20 protein-coding genes are annotated in these 16,247 nt (G+C 40.5%); 4 read left to right on the top strand and 16 right to left on the bottom strand.

Annotated features, from left to right (window positions below):
* Positions 1–35 precede the first annotated feature (35 nt).
* Positions 36–1,061, top strand: coding sequence for a histidinol-phosphate transaminase (hisC, locus tag FUA25_RS03400; RefSeq protein ID WP_147755478.1), 1,026 nt, complete (start codon positions 36–38; stop codon positions 1,059–1,061).
* A gap of 45 nt (positions 1,062–1,106) precedes the next feature.
* Here hisC and FUA25_RS03395 read toward each other — a convergent pair whose 3' ends face one another.
* From FUA25_RS03395 to rplS, 11 genes are all read right to left on the bottom strand, one after another.
* Entirely contained in the window at positions 1,107–2,267 is a 1,161-nt protein-coding gene (locus FUA25_RS03395) for a M28 family peptidase (RefSeq protein WP_147755477.1), read from the bottom strand.
* Positions 2,268–2,353: 86 nt separating this feature from the next.
* Positions 2,354–2,698 (bottom strand): 50S ribosomal protein L20, encoded by a 345-nt coding sequence (rplT, locus tag FUA25_RS03390; protein WP_147755476.1) that lies wholly within the window; start codon positions 2,696–2,698, stop codon positions 2,354–2,356.
* Positions 2,699–2,817: 119 nt separating this feature from the next.
* The gene (gene rpmI / locus FUA25_RS03385) at positions 2,818–3,015 is read right to left on the bottom strand and encodes a 50S ribosomal protein L35 (RefSeq protein WP_012782450.1); all 198 of its coding nucleotides are present in this window, start codon (positions 3,013–3,015) and stop codon (positions 2,818–2,820) included.
* A gap of 68 nt (positions 3,016–3,083) precedes the next feature.
* Positions 3,084–3,590: a translation initiation factor IF-3 gene (gene infC, locus FUA25_RS03380; protein WP_147755475.1), complete on the bottom strand. Its 507-nt coding sequence runs from the start codon at positions 3,588–3,590 to the stop codon at positions 3,084–3,086.
* Between the two features lie 89 nt (positions 3,591–3,679).
* Positions 3,680–5,599 carry a threonine--tRNA ligase gene (gene thrS, locus FUA25_RS03375; protein WP_147755474.1) on the bottom strand — a complete coding sequence of 640 codons (1,920 nt, stop codon included), beginning with the start codon at positions 5,597–5,599 and terminating at the stop codon, positions 3,680–3,682.
* A 182-nt stretch (positions 5,600–5,781) separates the two neighbouring features.
* The gene (locus FUA25_RS03370; protein ID WP_147755473.1) at positions 5,782–6,309 is read right to left on the bottom strand and encodes a hypothetical protein; all 528 of its coding nucleotides are present in this window, start codon (positions 6,307–6,309) and stop codon (positions 5,782–5,784) included.
* A 130-nt stretch (positions 6,310–6,439) separates the two neighbouring features.
* Positions 6,440–6,631: a hypothetical protein gene (locus FUA25_RS03365; RefSeq protein WP_147755472.1), complete on the bottom strand. Its 192-nt coding sequence runs from the start codon at positions 6,629–6,631 to the stop codon at positions 6,440–6,442.
* Positions 6,632–6,641: 10 nt separating this feature from the next.
* Positions 6,642–7,256 (bottom strand): DUF4230 domain-containing protein, encoded by a 615-nt coding sequence (locus FUA25_RS03360; protein WP_147755471.1) that lies wholly within the window; start codon positions 7,254–7,256, stop codon positions 6,642–6,644.
* Between the two features lie 16 nt (positions 7,257–7,272).
* Positions 7,273–7,800, bottom strand: a complete 528-nt coding sequence (locus FUA25_RS03355) for a TlpA family protein disulfide reductase (RefSeq protein ID WP_147755470.1) — start codon at positions 7,798–7,800, stop codon at positions 7,273–7,275.
* Positions 7,801–7,811: 11 nt separating this feature from the next.
* Positions 7,812–8,279 (bottom strand): nucleoside triphosphate pyrophosphohydrolase family protein, encoded by a 468-nt coding sequence (locus FUA25_RS03350; RefSeq protein WP_147755469.1) that lies wholly within the window; start codon positions 8,277–8,279, stop codon positions 7,812–7,814.
* 152 nt (positions 8,280–8,431) lie between these two features.
* Positions 8,432–8,785: a 50S ribosomal protein L19 gene (gene rplS / locus FUA25_RS03345; RefSeq protein WP_147755468.1), complete on the bottom strand. Its 354-nt coding sequence runs from the start codon at positions 8,783–8,785 to the stop codon at positions 8,432–8,434.
* A gap of 304 nt (positions 8,786–9,089) precedes the next feature.
* Between rplS and FUA25_RS03340 the strand changes: the two genes are divergently transcribed.
* Complete coding sequence (locus FUA25_RS03340; protein WP_147755467.1) at positions 9,090–9,791, top strand: CoA transferase subunit A; 702 nt, start codon at positions 9,090–9,092, stop codon at positions 9,789–9,791.
* 77 nt (positions 9,792–9,868) lie between these two features.
* Here the strand turns inward: FUA25_RS03340 and FUA25_RS03335 are convergent, their stop codons facing one another.
* Both FUA25_RS03335 and FUA25_RS03330 read right to left on the bottom strand, forming a co-directional pair.
* Positions 9,869–10,171, bottom strand: a complete 303-nt coding sequence (locus tag FUA25_RS03335) for a type II toxin-antitoxin system RelE/ParE family toxin (protein WP_147755466.1) — start codon at positions 10,169–10,171, stop codon at positions 9,869–9,871.
* A complete protein-coding gene (locus tag FUA25_RS03330; protein ID WP_147755465.1) occupies positions 10,156–10,392 on the bottom strand; it encodes a hypothetical protein in 237 nt (78 codons plus the stop codon). The genes FUA25_RS03335 and FUA25_RS03330 overlap by 16 nt, the downstream gene beginning before the upstream one ends.
* A 307-nt stretch (positions 10,393–10,699) precedes the next feature.
* Between FUA25_RS03330 and FUA25_RS03325 the strand changes: the two genes are divergently transcribed.
* Positions 10,700–11,086: an HU family DNA-binding protein gene (locus tag FUA25_RS03325; protein WP_147755464.1), complete on the top strand. Its 387-nt coding sequence runs from the start codon at positions 10,700–10,702 to the stop codon at positions 11,084–11,086.
* Positions 11,087–11,597: 511 nt separating this feature from the next.
* On the opposite strand, the gene FUA25_RS03320 is transcribed toward FUA25_RS03325, so the two are convergent.
* Complete coding sequence (locus FUA25_RS03320; protein WP_147755463.1) at positions 11,598–13,382, bottom strand: ABC transporter ATP-binding protein; 1,785 nt, start codon at positions 13,380–13,382, stop codon at positions 11,598–11,600.
* 120 nt (positions 13,383–13,502) lie between these two features.
* Between FUA25_RS03320 and FUA25_RS03315 the strand changes: the two genes are divergently transcribed.
* A complete protein-coding gene (locus FUA25_RS03315) occupies positions 13,503–14,156 on the top strand; it encodes a CoA transferase subunit B (protein WP_147755462.1) in 654 nt (217 codons plus the stop codon).
* 85 nt (positions 14,157–14,241) lie between these two features.
* Here the strand turns inward: FUA25_RS03315 and FUA25_RS03310 are convergent, their stop codons facing one another.
* On the bottom strand, positions 14,242–14,754 hold the full coding sequence (locus FUA25_RS03310) for a helix-turn-helix domain-containing protein (protein ID WP_147755461.1): 513 nt from the start codon (positions 14,752–14,754) through the stop codon (positions 14,242–14,244).
* A 134-nt stretch (positions 14,755–14,888) separates the two neighbouring features.
* A complete protein-coding gene (locus FUA25_RS03305) occupies positions 14,889–15,980 on the bottom strand; it encodes a TerC/Alx family metal homeostasis membrane protein (RefSeq protein ID WP_147755460.1) in 1,092 nt (363 codons plus the stop codon).
* Between the last annotated feature and the right edge of the window lie 267 nt (positions 15,981–16,247).

Here is a 16,247-nt window from a genome sequence, read left to right as displayed (position 1 = left end):
CCTACATTTAACATGCAGCATCTGTTATGTAATGCATGGAAAATTTCAATCTTAATGCTTTAGTCCGCGAAAATATTAAATCTTTATCTCATTATTCGGGGTTGAGGGAGGAATATTTTGACAAAAATGCAAAATTCCTTGATGCCAACGAGTCACCATTTGGAACGTGGAACCGTTATCCCGATTCTTTCCACTGCGACCTGAAAAAACGCATTGCCGAAATAAAAAATCTGGAAGCTGAACACATTTTTCTTGGAAACGGCAGCGAGGATTTAATTGATCTGATGATCCGGGTATTCTGCGAGCCCAAAAAAGATTCCGTTATCGTGATGCACCCCACCTATTCGATGTATGAATATTACGCGGTGCTGAATGAAGTGAAAGTGGAAAAACTCCGGCTTGATGAAAATTTTGACATTCCGAAAGCAGATTTTGATGTGCTGAACCTCCAAAACGCAAAAATTCTTTTTTTATGTTCTCCAAATAATCCCACCGGCAACTGTGTGAAAGACATTGAATATTTTATTAAAAACTTCAAAGGTTTGGTGGTGGTGGATGAAGCGTATCATCTGTATTCTTCCGAAAATTCAGCCATTGATCTTTTAGACAAGTACAGCAATCTCATTATTCTGCGAACGCTTTCCAAAGCATTTGGGATGGCCGGACTGCGAATCGGGATCGGAATTTCTTCAGTTGATATTGCGCAGCTTATCAGCAAAGTGAAGCCGCCGTATTCCATCAGCAATGCCTCGAAACAGAAAGCGCTTCAGGAACTTCAGAATCTTGATGCAATCAGGGAAAGAATTCGGCAGGTTTTAGAGAGCAGAAACCGTTTGCACGAAAATTTGCTGAAACTCAGGTGTGTTAAAAAAGTTCATTCTACAGAAGCCAATTTCCTCTTGGTAGAATTTAATGACGCTGAGCGAGTGTATCAGAATCTGCTTCAGGAAAACATTGTTACAAGCCTTAAACATCCTGAAATCTGGAACTGTATCCGAATCAATGTGGGGACAGAAGAGGATAATGAAAATTTGCTTATTCAATTAAGACAACAAAAATAAAACCCGAACAAAAAGTCCGGGATTTTATCAGTTCCTGTCCGATAATTACTTGGTGATGATGATCTTCTTTGTTATCTTTTTGTCATCAAATTCAATCATCCCGATATAAACTCCAGCCTGAAGGCGGGAAATATCTATTTTGGAGGTATTTTCAGTTCTGGAAATGAAAGTTCCCGCAATATCGGTTAGGGTAAATGAAAAATCTTTTATTTTACCGGGCATTACAATATTGATAAAATCTTTGGTGGGGTTCGGATAGATCTGAAAATCATCTGCATACGTTTCGTTAACCCCTAAATTTTGTACTGAAGCTACTGCAAAATGCTGAAGTGCTCCAACTGCAGCTTTCCCAACATTATAAACATATACCGGATCTACATTTGCAAATGTATCGTTAGGCGTATGCTCGTTGTAACTGCGCTCATATTCATAGAAACCGGTAATGACTTCTCCTTTATCTTCAAAAGGCATATAATCAGAAGCATAAGCCGGATCGATAGCAGTTTGTAAAGGTGAATATAGACCTGTACAAGTGGCGAGTTGCTGGGTGACTGCCTGTGAAGCGGCATTATTAACTGATGGATTTCCCTGGTCCTGGTCACAGAAAATCGTGTTATTAAGGTTTCCGAGCTGTCCCCCTACCTGATCAATATTAAAGACCAGTCGGATATCCAGCTGACGGACATTGTTTTGATATGCGACTGTATTTACATAATGCGTACTTCCAATCAGTCCTTGCTCTTCCCCGGAAAAGTGAATAAACTTGATCGAATATTCGGTCGGAATATCCTTTAAAATTCTTGCTGCTTCCAGCATGATGGAGGTTCCGCTTCCATTATCGCTGACACCCGGTCCGGAAATGGTATCAAAATGGCCGCAGATTATTACATAAGTGTTGGGATATAGTGTTCCTACTTTAGTAATGATGAGATTTTTAGAAGAAGTGCTTCCAAACGTAAAGGGATCCTCGCTGATCTGGCTTGCCGAATAACCGTAAGAAAGGTATTTATTTTTGATCCAGTTAAGCGCATTTACATTATTTGTAGAACCTGTAGTTTTTACGCCTAAGTTACCAAACTGCTGAAGATTAGTGGTAATGTTGGTTTGAAGTACCTGGTTTGCCCTATCCTGATAAGCCTGAATAAAATTTTGAGCTTGAACTGCGACTGCGAAACATAAAAGAAAGAGGACGTTTATTTTTTTCATTTTTTTTAACAAAATTTCGAATGTTGTTTTATAGAAAAAATCCCGGGAAAAATCCCGGGATTAGTATTGATAACAAAAATTCTACATTATTTTACTTGATCTACAACTGCTTTGAAGGCTTCAGGGTGATTCATTGCTAAATCGGCTAAAACTTTTCTGTTCAGTTCGATGTTGTTGGTTTTCAGAGCGCCCATAAACTGGGAGTAAGACATTCCGTGCTCTCTTGCACCAGCGTTGATACGCATGATCCAAAGACTTCTGAAACTTCTCTTTTTCTCTTTTCTACCGCGGTAAGCATATTGCATTGCTTTCTGCACGGCATTTTTAGCTACGGTCCAAACGTTTTTTCTTCTACCGAAAAAACCTTTAGCCTGCTTGATTACTTTTTTTCTTCGAGCTCTTGAAGCTACTGAATTTACTGATCTTGGCATAACTTAATTGTTTTTTTTGAAAAGGGCGGTAATTTATTTCATTACACTTTTGTGCTCCGTTTCAGGGTTAAATTTTCTGAATTTCGAGAATTCTTATAAACCGAAAGGATTTATAAAAACTACCTAAGGGCTAATTGACGTAAAACGCTTTTTTTGTCCACTTCTGCAACATAAGAAGTCTGCGTAAGATTTCTCTTTTGCTTCGTTTCTTTTTTCGTCAGAATGTGGCTTTTGAAAGCACCTTTTCTTTTAATTTTACCGGTTCCGGTAAGCTTAAAACGCTTCTTAGCACCTGATTTCGTTTTTAATTTTGGCATTTTGCTTAATTTTATCTATTTGTTATCAATTCGTTGTCATCACCATCTGTTCATAACAGCCTGGTGTATTATTTTATCGGCTTCTTCGGGCTCATCATCATGATCATCCTTTTGCCTTCCAGTTTCGGCAGCTGATCAACTTTTCCCACGTGCTCCAGATCCTGGGCAAGTTTCAAAAGAAGAATTTCTCCCTGGTCTTTGAAGATGATCGAACGTCCTTTGAAGAAAACGTAGGTTTTCAGTTTTGAACCTTCTTCCAAAAATTTCTCAGCGTGTTTTTTCTTGAATTCGTAATCATGATCATCCGTTTGCGGACCGAACCTGATTTCCTTTACAACAACTTTCACCTGTTTGGCTTTCAGTTCCTTTGTTTTTTTCTTCTGCTCATAAAGGAATTTCTTATAATCCAGAATTCTGGAAATATAAGGTTCTGCCTTGTCTGAGATGACCACCAAATCCAATTCCTGCTCTTTTGCAATTTCCAGTGCTTTTGCAAGCGGATATACTCCGGCTTCAACATTGTCGCCTACCAAACGCACTTCCTTTGCACGGATTTTCTCGTTGATCTGGTGCAAGTCTTCCTGAACACGTCTTTGTGGACCTCTGCCTCTGTAATTAAATTTCTGTGCTATGGTGTTTATTTTAAATGGTTAAATTCTGATTTTTAAATTGCAGCTTCTTTTTTGAAGTAACTGATGAAATCCTCGACACTCATCGTGCCCAAATCTCCTTCACCTCTTCTTCTTACGGAAACGGTGCCGCTATCTTCTTCATTTTCACCTACAACAAGCATGAATGGCAGCTTTTGCATCTCTGCATCACGGATTTTTCTTCCCGTTTTTTCATTACGCTCGTCAATCAAGCCGCAAATATCGTGATTTTCCAGCAATTGTGAAACTTTTTTCGCATATTCTATGTATTTTTCACTGATGGGCAGAATCGTGAACTGATCCGGCGCCAACCAAAGCGGAAAATCGCCCGCAGTGTTCTCCAGAAGGATGGCAATAAATCGCTCCATTGAACCGAACGGAGCTCTGTGAATCATTACCGGACGGTGTTTTTCGTTATCACTTCCGGTGTACCAAAGATCAAATCTTTCCGGTAAATTGTAATCCACCTGAATTGTTCCGAGTTGCCAGCTTCTTCCGAGTGCATCTTTCACCATAAAATCCAGTTTTGGGCCGTAAAATGCAGCTTCTCCGTATTCTACGATGGTTTTCAGGCCTTTTTTTTCTGCAGCCTGAATAATGGCGTCTTCGGCTTTCTTCCAGTTCTCGTCAGAACCGATATATTTCTGCTTGTTTTCAGGATCCCTTAATGAAACCTGAGTCACAAAATCTTCGAATCCTAAAGATTTGAAAACGTAAAGCGTCAGATCAATCACATTTTCGAATTCAGCCAAAAGCTGATCGGGCGTACAGAACAGGTGGGCATCATCCTGCGTAAAACCGCGCACTCTCGTCAAACCGTGAAGTTCTCCCGACTGTTCGTAACGATAAACCGTACCGAATTCAGCAAAACGTTTCGGCAAATCCTTGTAAGACCACTGTCCAACTTTATAGATTTCGCAGTGATGCGGACAGTTCATCGGCTTCAGCATGAATTCTTCGCCTTCATTTGGCGTTTTAATCGGCTGAAAACTGTCTGCGCCGTATTTATCCCAGTGCCCCGACGTTACATAGAGTTCTTTTGCCCCGATATGCGGAGTCATGACAAATTCGTAACCCGATTTTTTCTGCGCCTCGGAAAGAAAGTTTTCCAGTTTTTTCCTCAATGCTGTTCCTTTCGGAAGCCATAAAGGAAGACCGGCACCTACTTTTTCAGAAAAAGCGAAAATACCCAACTCCTTGCCCAGTTTCCGGTGGTCACGGCGTTTCGCTTCTTCCAGCCTTTCCAGATATTCGGTCAGGTCTTTCTGTTTTGGGAAAGAAATCCCATAAACACGCGTCAATTGTTTGTTTTTTTCGTCACCTCTCCAATACGCTCCGGCTGCATTAAGAATTTTAACCGCTTTCACGATTCCTGTTGACGGAATATGTCCGCCACGGCATAAATCAGTGAAATTATCATGAGAACAGAAGGTGATTTCACCGTCGTTCAGGTTGGTAATCAATTCAGTTTTGTAAGGATTGTCGGCATATTCTTTCAATGCATCGGATTTGGAAACAGGATAAAGGCTGAAGGTTGAGTCCTTTTTCGCATTTTCCAGCATTTTCTTTTCAATTCTCTCAAAATCCTTGTCGGACAGGGTCTCGTCGCCAAAATCCACATCGTAATAAAAACCCTGGTCAATTGCAGGTCCGATCGTGAGTTTTGCCTCCGGGTAAAAATCCATAATCGCCTGCGCCAAAAGGTGAGCAGAGGAGTGCCAAAATGCTTTTTTTCCAAGATCATCGTTCCACGTAAGCAGCTGAAGCGTAGAATCTTCCGTAATCGGCTTGGTGATTTCAACCTGGGTTCCGTTTACAATGGCGGAAATGGTGTTTCTGGCCAGACCTTCTGCGATCGATTTTGCTACTTCAAGCGGCGTTACTGCGCTTTCGAATTCCTTGATGCTCCCGTCGGGAAGTGTTATTTTTATCATTTTGTACTGAAAATTTAAGAAGCAAAAATACGGATTTTCCCTGAAAGCTTCTTCCTGTTTTCCGGAAATTAAAAGTATTAATCGTTTTGAACTTTCATAAAAGTTGTTTCGGGAATAAATAAACAGAATAAAAAAAACCGGCTTCAGTAAATGAAGCCGGATTAAAAATTATGAAAAAGATCTTAAAAGGTCGTGTTATTTCCCTGAGAATCCATTTCATTGGTCATTCCTTTATCGGATACCTTATAAGATCGGTATTCCTGAGTCAGATAAAGGTCATTCTTTGCTTTGCTGATGATTCTTGCCCTTTCGTCGGCAGTTAAATTATTATCCGGAGATATGAATTCTTCAGCAGGATATCTTTCTTTCGTAAAATCATTTACGTTGATGGCACCCTGATCATTCATAATTTCTTTTGCTTTTTCAGCGCGGCTCAAATCATCGGTATAAACGGTCACCAGATTGCTTTTTGTTCCGGCATAACTGTATCGGTTCTTATCTGTTTCATTGTCTCCGAAAAGCCAGTTCCAGAATCCGGTTGTTTTTTCGTCTTCTTCATAATCAAAATCCTTTTCTCCTGAGATTTCTCCTGAGGTGGAGTATTTGGAAACTCTGTAATCTTCTTTCGCAAAGCCTGCGTTATCGAGTTTGTTTGATGCCTGATCGGCATCATCGGTGGTTGGGAACATGCCCACAACAGTGTACGACATAATTTAAGTTTTTAATGTTAAGTTTCTGTGAATTGCGTTAACATAATATCAAAAACCATGACAAAATCAGCCACATTTTCAATTTTAGAATTTAATTAACATTTAAATACTAAAAAAAAGAAAGCGGCAATTATTTTCCGCTGTTATGATCTGTATTATCGGTTTTGCCGTCAGGATGAAGTTCAGACGTTTCATCGATTTCTTTCTTTGTCTTGTCTTCAGAATGTATTTTGTCTGAAGAAGCGGGAATATTCGGGAGATCCTGATTTTGCTTTCTTACCTCGGATTCTTTGGATTTCTCCTGATTTTTATCTGTATTCATATCTTTAATTTTAAAGTTTAGCAGTATCGATCTGACCGGTTTGATCCTCGATCGTGTAATTTAACGCCTTTGCAAGCACAAAAATAGTATTGAGGTTTTCTACCAACTGTTTTCTTCCCTCGCTGCGGAGCCTGTTCTGGTTTACCGTTTTATAGGCATTGTCCTTTGCAGACTTTGTGATCTTTTTCAGGTCATCCTGGTCGAAACGGTTGAAAAAAGAATCGTCCATCGACTGTATTTCTACGCTTGGCGTAATTCGGATGTCCGCATCAGGCAATTCTTTAATAATCAGCTTTCTGTTGACTGAATCCACGTCGAGCTTCATTTTGTTTAAATCATAGGAAACCTGGGCGTTGGTCTTTGTGAAAGTGATCAGTTCCTTTTCCACAGGAGGAAGAATCCCTCCGCCCAAAAGCTCGGAAGTAAACTTTGTTTTCTGCATACTCGAAAAGTCCTGTTCCATGACGACCATCTTATTCATCTTCCTGATTTGGTTCGTAATGATATAGAAGTCGTTGCGGACTTTTTCTTCGGATTTTTTAGTGATGCTGTTCCATACCAGAAATAAAAGCAGCATTGCGGCTGCGCCCAAAACGAAAGTAATTATTCTTTGTTGATTTTTCAATTGCTATTGATAAAGGTTATTTAATGATTTGCAGCAAATCTCTTTCGAGCCAGCCGCTCGTCGGACTTTCCGTTATTCTACCAACTTCCTTGCCATCTTTCTGAACAATTACTGTAGGAACTTTCTCAATCCTGAACTTTTCTTCCTCGCCAGCGGGAGATTTTTTCTGCCGGTCAACAGCAATCATCGTAAGGTTTTCATCCGGAAACTTCACGGTTTCCAGTATTTTCATTAAACGGGGCACTTCACGGTGGCTGTCTTCGCACCATGTTCCCATCACCAAAGTGATCTGATAATCGTTTAGATTGCTCTTCATCAATTCGGGAACTGCGGTCTTATCGAGTGCATATTCTTCATGTTCCTTCGCATACCATTCGCTGAAAGGCGCTTTTAACAGCTGATCTTTTGTTTGGGTTCCGAGCAGCATTTTGCCGTCTTTCTCCGTAGTTACTTCCTGGTTGGGCACTGCTTGCTGCGCGGTACATCCTGTGAACATGCATAACAGGGCTGCTGTAAGTACTGTATTTCTGATGATTGGATTCATATTGATAGGTTTTAGTTTTCGAGGATTCTGTTTAAATCCGCGGGGGAATAATATTTATTTTTTAAAACTTTATGGTCGGAACGCCTGTGAACATTTATTTTTTCACCTGAAATTTCAGCGAATGCTTCTTCACCTTTCTCCTGATAATAAGCGATGGTTTCTGCTGCCTCCTCGTGGGTGGAGCAGGCTTTTGACATGTTGGAACGCTGTACCTCGTTGAAAAGGGTCACGAACTTTTCGCCCAATCCAAACTCCAGCACCGCGCCACTCAGCACATATTGCAGATCACACAAGGCATCGGCAATTTCGACCAGATTGTTATCAGCAATGGCTTCCTTGAGTTCGTTGAGTTCTTCCTGAAGCAATGAAATCCTGAGTTCACATCTTTCTTTCGACGGAATCTGAGGCTCATCCAGTATCGGAGCGTTGAAGGTCCTGTGAAATTCGGCCACCTGATTCAGGGCATCTAGTTTTTCCATTCCATAATTTTAACAAATATAAAAAATCTTTGTGGGAAGTGAATGAAATAAATCCTGAAGAACATATTGGAAACTTCTTTCACTTAACCGCACAAAAAAGTCCGGTACTGGTACCGGACTTTAATTTATTTGATAATAAGTTCAAATAAAGATTACTTTTTATAAGCAGCATCTTTAATTCTCGCTTTCTTACCTCTAAGGTCTCTGAAGTAATAGATTCTCGCTCTTCTTACTTTACCTTTTCTGTCTAATTCAATTTTCTGAAGAGCAGGAAGGTTCATTGGGAATACTCTTTCTACACCCACATCACCGCTCATTTTTCTGATGGTAAATGTCTTGGTAAGACCGGTCCCTCTTAACTGGATCACAGTTCCTTTAAAGAACTGAGTTCTTGTTTTCGCGCCCTCTTTAATTTCGTAATACACAGTGATGGTGTCACCGGCTTTGAATTCTGGGAATTCTTTCTTTGTGATGTACTTGTCCTGTACGTACTTTACTAAATCCATTTTAATAAAAAAATTTGTTTTGTCGAGCTAAGCAACATTCACGTCCTTCGTCAGAGGTTGATTAACAGGTCGCAAAAATAAGACAAATAATTCTAACAGCCAATACCTTAAGCAATATTTCTGCAAATTGCCGAAAATAACCGGTAAAATGATTCTTTGGATTTACAAAAGTGCAGGATATTGTTTAAGAAAACCGGCTTTGGCAATGCAGAAATTTTCAAACTTCCATCAAATCAATCCCTTAGAGCAAATGCTGAAATCAATAATATTTCCTATTTTTATTCTCTCAAAATTCGCACTGAAAATGATAGACAAAAGAGTAAAGAATGCGCAGGAAGCCATTGAAGGCATCAAAGACGGAATGACCTTAATGCTGGGGGGATTCGGCCTTTGCGGGATACCTGAAAACTCCATCGCCGCTTTGGTCGAGAGCAATGTCACCAACCTTACCTGCATCTCCAATAATGCGGGAGTGGATGATTTCGGGCTCGGACTGCTTCTTCAGAAACGGCAGATCAAAAAAATGATCTCATCTTATGTAGGTGAAAATGCGGAGTTCGAGCGCCAGATGCTGTCAGGTGAGCTGGAAGTAGATCTCATTCCCCAGGGAACTTTAGCCGAAAGAAGCCGCGCCGCGCAGGCAGGAATCCCGGCTTTCTATACGCCAGCAGGTTACGGAACCGAGGTGGCGGAAGGTAAGGAGACGAAGGAATTTCACGGAAAGATGCATATCCTAGAGCATGCCTTCGAAGCAGAATACTCCATTGTAAAAGCCTGGAAAGGCGACCATGCCGGCAACCTGATCTTTAAAGGCTCGGCACGGAACTTCAACGCACCGATGGCCGGAGCCGGAAAAATCACCATTGCCGAAGTGGAAGAGCTGGTAGAACCGGGTGAACTGGACCCGAACGAAATCCATATTCCCGGCATCATGGTGCAGCGGATCTTTCAGGGAGAGAAATTCGAGAAAAGGATTGAACAGAGAACCGTACGCAAGCGTGAATGATAAATGTGGTAAACATTTTTCATTTCATTATAAAAAACAAAAGCGCTCCATTGGATCGCTTTTGCTGTATATTGTCGTCATTCAGATGATAATTTCAGTGTCTTGGGGTTTTTACTTCTATGTCTTATGGTTAAGACGTAAAGCGTATTATCGGAGATTTGATAATATAAAAGATATTTGTGAACCACTTTAACATAAACCTCTGGAACGTCGGTTATTCTGCCGATTCTTGGAGATTCTAAAATCAAATTCAGGTCTTTTTCAATTAAAGAATTCAATTTTATACTGAACGAATTTGATTTATTCCTGTCTATCCAGTATTGCAGAATTTCAATCAGTTCCTGCTTAGCCTTAAACGTCCATATTATTTTGTCAGCCATTCTGAGATCTCTTTCTGAACATCCCCATTAGGAATTACCTTGCCTTCCTTAATTTGTTGACGGGCCTCTGAGATTGCTTTTTTATCATCTTCACTGGTAACATATACAGATTCGTCAGCCTGAAACTTCAACAGTTCCAATAATTCTTTCAGTTTAACCTGGTCGGTGGTGTTTTTTATTCGGTTGATTAAATCAATTTTCAGTTCTGCAGTGCTCATCATTATCAAATTAATTTCGTGATATAAAATTATAAATTTTTTCTGATTTAGTTTTTGTTTTGATTAAAGGTTCAGCATATAAACTTTCTCGGTTGAATGTCAATTCTCATATATCGGAAATAAAATTATTGATAGGTATAAACATAGCACATCATTTTTTTTTAAATATTTCTTGCGTAAGTCACTAGAAAACAGCTAACTTTATGTCGGAAAATACACGAAGGTCTGTTTAAAACGTTCAAAACAAAAAAGGTTTAAATGGACATTCAGCATATCATCAATTACTGTTTCATCTCAAAAAAACAAAGTTATGCCTGTAAATTTCACATTATCCCAAAAGGGGAATCCCGGCAATCCCACAGCTCCTAAAAAGTTTTATGCCAATGCAAAATCCAGCGGCGAAGTTACCTTCCGGGGTCTCAGTAAAGAGATTGCCGCCGGATCAACCACGGTAAGCGACACTGATGTGCTCGCGGTACTCAACGACCTTTCAAAAGCGCTTGCCCACCATCTCAGCGAAGGGAAGATTGTGCGTTTCGGCTCTTTTGGTTCTTTTAGCCTGTCTCTTTCCAGTGAAGGTGTAGAAAATGAAGACAGGTTCCGGAAGACCATGATTAAAGGTGCAAAAGTGAATTTCCGTCCGGGAGTAGATTTGAAAGAAATGCTCAATAATATGACTTTTGAAAAGGAAAAATAAAGTGTTTCAAAAAGCAAGCTTGCTTATTGCACAAAGCAAGCTTGCTTTTACCCAAATCCTTTCGACGAGTTTCCCAAAAGCAAGCTTGGTTTTAAGAAAAAGCAAGCTTGCTTTTTATATTAAATTGCTGTCTGTAACAGAACACCTCGCATTTAGCCGATCGGTACACAGGTTACTGCAGGTCCAATGTTTCTATTTCCTTTGCAATTTTGTGTATTTTAAAAAGGATATGAAACCGATAAAGGTATAGATTATCGAACAGCCAATAACAATGAAGAAACTCGTCTTATCTGTGGCTGAATCCAGTTTAAAAAGATAATAAGCCATCACCATTAACCCTCCAACCATCATGAAAATTGAGATGTTTTTCTTTGATCTGTTTTCCATTTAATTATCTTAATCTGATAAATATATAAATTTTTTGGACTTAAACCGAGTTCTGTTATCCTACATCATTCCAACAAAAACAGGGTGCACTGTTTTAATCAATACGAAACCACCGCAACAACCTTTATTTCCTTTCCCCAATCTGCTGTCTCCACATCGCGTAATACAGCCCTTTTTCTGCCGTCAGGTTCAGGTGGGAGCCCGTTTCTACCACGTTGCCGCGTTCCAGCACAAAGATCCGGTCTGCATGCATGATCGTGCTCAGACGGTGAGCGATGAGCACGGTGATCTGCTCCTTTTCCCGGGAAATCTCCCGGATCGTGGAGGTGATCTCTTCTTCAGTAATGCTGTCTAAAGCTGATGTGGCTTCATCGAAAATAAGGAGATGTGGTTTCCGTAAAAGGGCTCTGGCAATGGCAATCCTTTGTTTTTCGCCGCCGCTCAGTTTCAGTCCGCCTTCGCCAATCACGGTTTCTATGCCTTTTTCAGCTCTCTCGAGCAGGGCAGTACAGCTGGATTTCTGCAAAGCAAGGGTAAGATCTTCATCCGTTGCATTGGGATTTACGAAAAGGAGATTCTCCCTGATGGTGCCTGCAAACAGCTGGGTGTCCTGAGTCACGAAACCAATCTGGTTCCTCAGTTCATCGAAATCAAACTCTTTCCCGTTGATGCCGTTGTAATAGATGTCGCCTTCCAGCGGACGGTACAGTCCGACCAGAAGTTTTACGAGCGTGCTTTTTCCGGAACCGCTGGGGCCCACAAAGGCAATGGTTTCGCCGCTTTTCACATCGAATGAGATTTTGTTCAGGGCTTTGTACTGCGCCGACTGGTGTTTGAAGGATACATTCCTGAATTCCAGCTCTTCGATACCGCCGATCTGTTTCGGGGTGTGAGGTTTTTCCTCGGCAGGTTTTTTCATCAGCACGTCGAAGTTATTGAGTGAAGCCTGGGCTTCCCGATAGGAAATGATGATGTTTCCGATCTCCTGCATCGGCCCGAAAATAAAGAATCCGTAGAACATTAACGACAGGTACTGACCGGGAGTAACGATATTCTTAAAGATGAGATAGAGCAGGGTAAACGTGATCATCTGCTGAAGGAAGTTCACCATTGTGCCCTGAATAAAGCTCAAAGAACGGATGCTCTTTACTTTCTTCAGTTCGAGACCCAGGATCTTATAGGTATTGTTGTTCAGCCTTTTCACTTCCTGATTGGTTAAGCCGAGACTTTTTACAATCTCGATGTTCCGTAAACTTTCAGTCGTACTTCCGGCAAGCCCGGTGGTTTCGGCCACAATGGTTCTTTGGATGTTCTTGATCCTCTTGCTCAGAAGGTTGGTAACGAAGGCAATAAGGAAGATCCCGATGATGTACACCGGCATAATGGACCAGTGTAGTCTTATAGCGTAGATGGAAACGAAAACGATACTTACCAGGATCCCGAAGAATACATTGATGAAACTGGTGATGAATTTCACCGAGTCTTCCCGTACTTTCGTCAGGATCGAAAGGGTCTCACCGCTTCGCTGGTCTTCAAATTCCTGAAAAGGCAAAGCCATGGAATGCCGAAGCCCGTCGGTAAAGATATTGGCACCGAATTTCTGGGTGATCACACTCACTGCATAATCCTGAAAGGCCTTTGCAATTCTGCTGATCATAGCAGTTCCGATGAGCAGGCCGAGGAAATAGAAAACTCCGTTATAGATTCCGCTTCCATAGAAGAACTGATCCAGGTTTCTCGGCAGCTGCCCTGCCTTGTCAAATGAGTTGGGATGCGTTACAAGCTGATCGAGGATGTTCCCCGTAATCGCCGGGGCAAAGAGGGAAAATACCTGGTTAACGGTGGCAAGGAAGAGAGAGAGTATGATGAGCCACTTGTGCGGTTTCAGATAATGCTGTAATGTTTTCATGTAAAAATATAATGTGCAAAATTACAGATATAAATCTGATCCGGCATTTATTATTCGCTTTCCCAAAAGAAGATTTTAGTATTCTGTCCAAAATCATTAAATTGCAGTTTAATTTCAACTATGCTCACAAAAGAACAGATCGCCCAGAGAATCTCCAGAGAAGTAAAGGACCGCTATTATGTAAACCTTGGAATAGGGATCCCGACCCTTGTCGCCAACTATGTTCCTCAAAACATTTCCGTTGAATTCCAAAGCGAAAACGGGGTACTTGGCATGGGACCTTTCCCGTTTGAAGGCGAAGAAGATGCAGACCTTATTAATGCAGGTAAGCAAACGATCACGACGCTTCCGGGCGCTTCTTTCTTCGATTCTGCTTTCAGTTTCGGAATGATCAGGAGTCAGAAAGTGGATCTTACCATCCTTGGCGCGATGGAAGTCTCCGAAAACGGCGATATTGCCAACTGGAAGATTCCCGGTAAAATGGTGAAGGGAATGGGCGGTGCGATGGACCTCGTGGCCTCAGCCGAAAACATCATCGTAGCCATGATGCATGTAAACAAGGCAGGAGAGAGCAAGATCCTCAAAAAGTGTACGCTTCCATTAACCGGCGTTGGCTGTGTGAAGAAAGTAGTGACGGAACTTGCGGTGATGGATGTTACGCCAAAAGGTTTCAAACTTCTGGAGCGCGCGCCGGGTGTAAGTGTTGAAGAGATTATAAAAGCAACGGAAGCAGATTTAATCATTGAAGGAGAAATCCCGGAGATGGTTTTTTAACTCCTTATATATAAGATAAGAAAACTCCTTTTCAATTTTTTTGAAAAGGAGTTTTTATTTTTATAAACCCAACCGATGGGTGAATTTAAGGCTCGAAACTTTCAAATTTACCGTTTTCGTAAAACCATACAATGCGTTTAATCTTATTTTCCTGACTTTCAGCATCTTGTGTGTTAACGGTGCTTTGCGCTGCTGCTAATCGCTGAGAATCGGCTATATTTTCTTTCACTGGATTGTTTGCAGGAATTTCAGATTCTCGCGAAACTTGTTTCTGGACTTTATCTTCCCTTTCGGTGACCCCAAAGTTTTCGTCATTGATGAGCGAGAAAAGATCCGGTATCGGGCTGGGTTTTACTTTCTCCGGAACCAACTCTTCTTCCGGACTTTTCTTCATTTCCCCTTCGCCCTTTATGAGCCATTCCCATTCCAGTTCAGGAAAACGTTCTTTGATTTTGATAAGGAAGTCAAGGGAAGGTTTATTTCTTCCTGACGTGATATGGGAAATGTTCGAACGCTGCACTTCAATTTCGTCTGCGAATTCTGAGGAAGACAGTTTTGAATATTCGATGATTTTGGCGATTCTTTCGTTCAGATTCATAATTACAAATGTAAATAATTAAATCAACACTATAAACAACATATGTAAACCATTCATTTAAATTGTTATTTACAAAAGTAAAACCAATACTTATCGTATTGGTTTATAGAAATTTAGTTATTTACAAAAGGATATTAATGGCGCAGATGTTCATCGTTTTCAGGATCAAACTTAAGTTTTCTCTCTTTCTTAATTTCCGGAAACATGAGAGAGAAAAGGATGCTAAGCGCTAAAATACTTACAATAACAATCAACGAATGTGTTGTGGAGAAGCCCCAGTTCTGAAGATAATTGTGGAAAAGCATCTTCAGTCCGATAAAGGTCAGCAGCACCGAAAGACCAATTTTAAGAAACCTGAACTTATCGATAATCCCCGCCAAAAGAAAGAACATCGAACGAAGCCCGATGATGGCAAAAATATTGGAAAAGAAGACGATGTAAGGATCCTTTGTGACCGAGAATATCGCCGGAATACTGTCGACGGCGAAGATCAGATCGGTAGCTTCTATAATGAGCAATACAAGGAATAAGGGTGTTATTTTTTTAATTCCATCAATGGTTACAAAAAACCGGTGGCCTACAAAATGATTATGTACCTGAAAGAAACGGTTGGCAAACTTTACCACCGGATGATTCTGCGTATCGATTTTATCGCCACCATCTTTATCAAAAAACATCTTAATACCTGTAAACACGAGAAACGCCCCAAAAACATACATGATCCAGCTGAATTTCTCGATAAGGGCAGCACCTAGAAATATAAAGATGAACCGCATAACGATTGCGCCAAGTATTCCCCAAAATAGGACCCGGTGATAGTTTTTCTGGGCTACTCCAAAAGCGGTGAAAATTAAGACCATTACGAAGATATTATCAACCGAAAGGGCATATTCTACAACGTAACCGGTCAAATATTCCAGTCCAAGGTTCTGGTTATACAGCTGTATGCTGTGTTCCAGATCATTGGGAATTATTTTTACGGGATGGTGATGCGAAGAAATAACGCTTTGAAGTTTTTCCATGCTGTTGATCCCATGGAGTAGGTGACCGTAGGTAATCAGGAAAAAGTAAAAACACATGGCCAGGGAAATCACGAAGAAACTCATCATTCCTGCCTGCTTCATCGAAATCGTATCGGCTTTTTTCTTCAGAAGTCCCAGATCCAGCGCCAGGATAAAAAAGATAAACAGCACAAATACCAGTAAAAAAATAGTCTCGTTTGCCATATAAATGATATCTGCAAATGTACAGAATTTATCTGTTTGCCGTAAATTTACATATGTAATATTAAGGATCGGTTATTGAATATTCGATAAATTATCTGTTTATTTTATTAACCTACAATCGGAGTTTTCCACATGATTCAGTACTTAAAGCAATATTAAAATTTAAATTGATATAAAACATATAATAAACAGATTTACAGTTTAATATATTTTTAAAATAAAAATAATTCAATCCACAATTTTATCAACAGACAAACTGACATTACA

Origin of the sequence: Chryseobacterium sp., assembly GCF_008014695.1 — a bacterium.
In the GTDB taxonomy this organism is placed as follows: Bacteria; Bacteroidota; Bacteroidia; order Flavobacteriales; family Weeksellaceae; genus Kaistella.
The sequence above is the reverse complement of the archived record's forward strand: the minus strand, read 5'-3'. Positions and strand labels throughout refer to the sequence as shown.

Coding starts and splice junctions, on each gene's coding strand:
- hisC (WP_147755478.1), top strand. CDS start 36: ATGGAAAATTTCAATCTTAATGCTTTAGTCCGCGAAAATATTAAATCT.
- FUA25_RS03370 (WP_147755473.1), bottom strand. CDS start 6,309: ATGTCGTACACTGTTGTGGGCATGTTCCCAACCACCGATGATGCCGAT.
- FUA25_RS03350 (WP_147755469.1), bottom strand. CDS start 8,279: ATGGAAAAACTAGATGCCCTGAATCAGGTGGCCGAATTTCACAGGACC.
- rplT (WP_147755476.1), bottom strand. CDS start 2,698: ATGCCAAGATCAGTAAATTCAGTAGCTTCAAGAGCTCGAAGAAAAAAA.
- FUA25_RS03355 (WP_147755470.1), bottom strand. CDS start 7,800: ATGAATCCAATCATCAGAAATACAGTACTTACAGCAGCCCTGTTATGC.
- FUA25_RS03320 (WP_147755463.1), bottom strand. CDS start 13,382: ATGAAAACATTACAGCATTATCTGAAACCGCACAAGTGGCTCATCATA.
- rplS (WP_147755468.1), bottom strand. CDS start 8,785: ATGGATTTAGTAAAGTACGTACAGGACAAGTACATCACAAAGAAAGAA.
- FUA25_RS03335 (WP_147755466.1), bottom strand. CDS start 10,171: ATGGCTGACAAAATAATATGGACGTTTAAGGCTAAGCAGGAACTGATT.
- rpmI (WP_012782450.1), bottom strand. CDS start 3,015: ATGCCAAAATTAAAAACGAAATCAGGTGCTAAGAAGCGTTTTAAGCTT.
- FUA25_RS03395 (WP_147755477.1), bottom strand. CDS start 2,267: ATGAAAAAAATAAACGTCCTCTTTCTTTTATGTTTCGCAGTCGCAGTT.
- FUA25_RS03330 (WP_147755465.1), bottom strand. CDS start 10,392: ATGATGAGCACTGCAGAACTGAAAATTGATTTAATCAACCGAATAAAA.
- FUA25_RS03310 (WP_147755461.1), bottom strand. CDS start 14,754: ATGAATCTGAACGAAAGAATCGCCAAAATCATCGAATATTCAAAACTG.
- FUA25_RS03340 (WP_147755467.1), top strand. CDS start 9,090: ATGATAGACAAAAGAGTAAAGAATGCGCAGGAAGCCATTGAAGGCATC.
- FUA25_RS03365 (WP_147755472.1), bottom strand. CDS start 6,631: ATGAATACAGATAAAAATCAGGAGAAATCCAAAGAATCCGAGGTAAGA.
- thrS (WP_147755474.1), bottom strand. CDS start 5,599: ATGATAAAAATAACACTTCCCGACGGGAGCATCAAGGAATTCGAAAGC.
- FUA25_RS03325 (WP_147755464.1), top strand. CDS start 10,700: ATGCCTGTAAATTTCACATTATCCCAAAAGGGGAATCCCGGCAATCCC.
- FUA25_RS03315 (WP_147755462.1), top strand. CDS start 13,503: ATGCTCACAAAAGAACAGATCGCCCAGAGAATCTCCAGAGAAGTAAAG.
- FUA25_RS03305 (WP_147755460.1), bottom strand. CDS start 15,980: ATGGCAAACGAGACTATTTTTTTACTGGTATTTGTGCTGTTTATCTTT.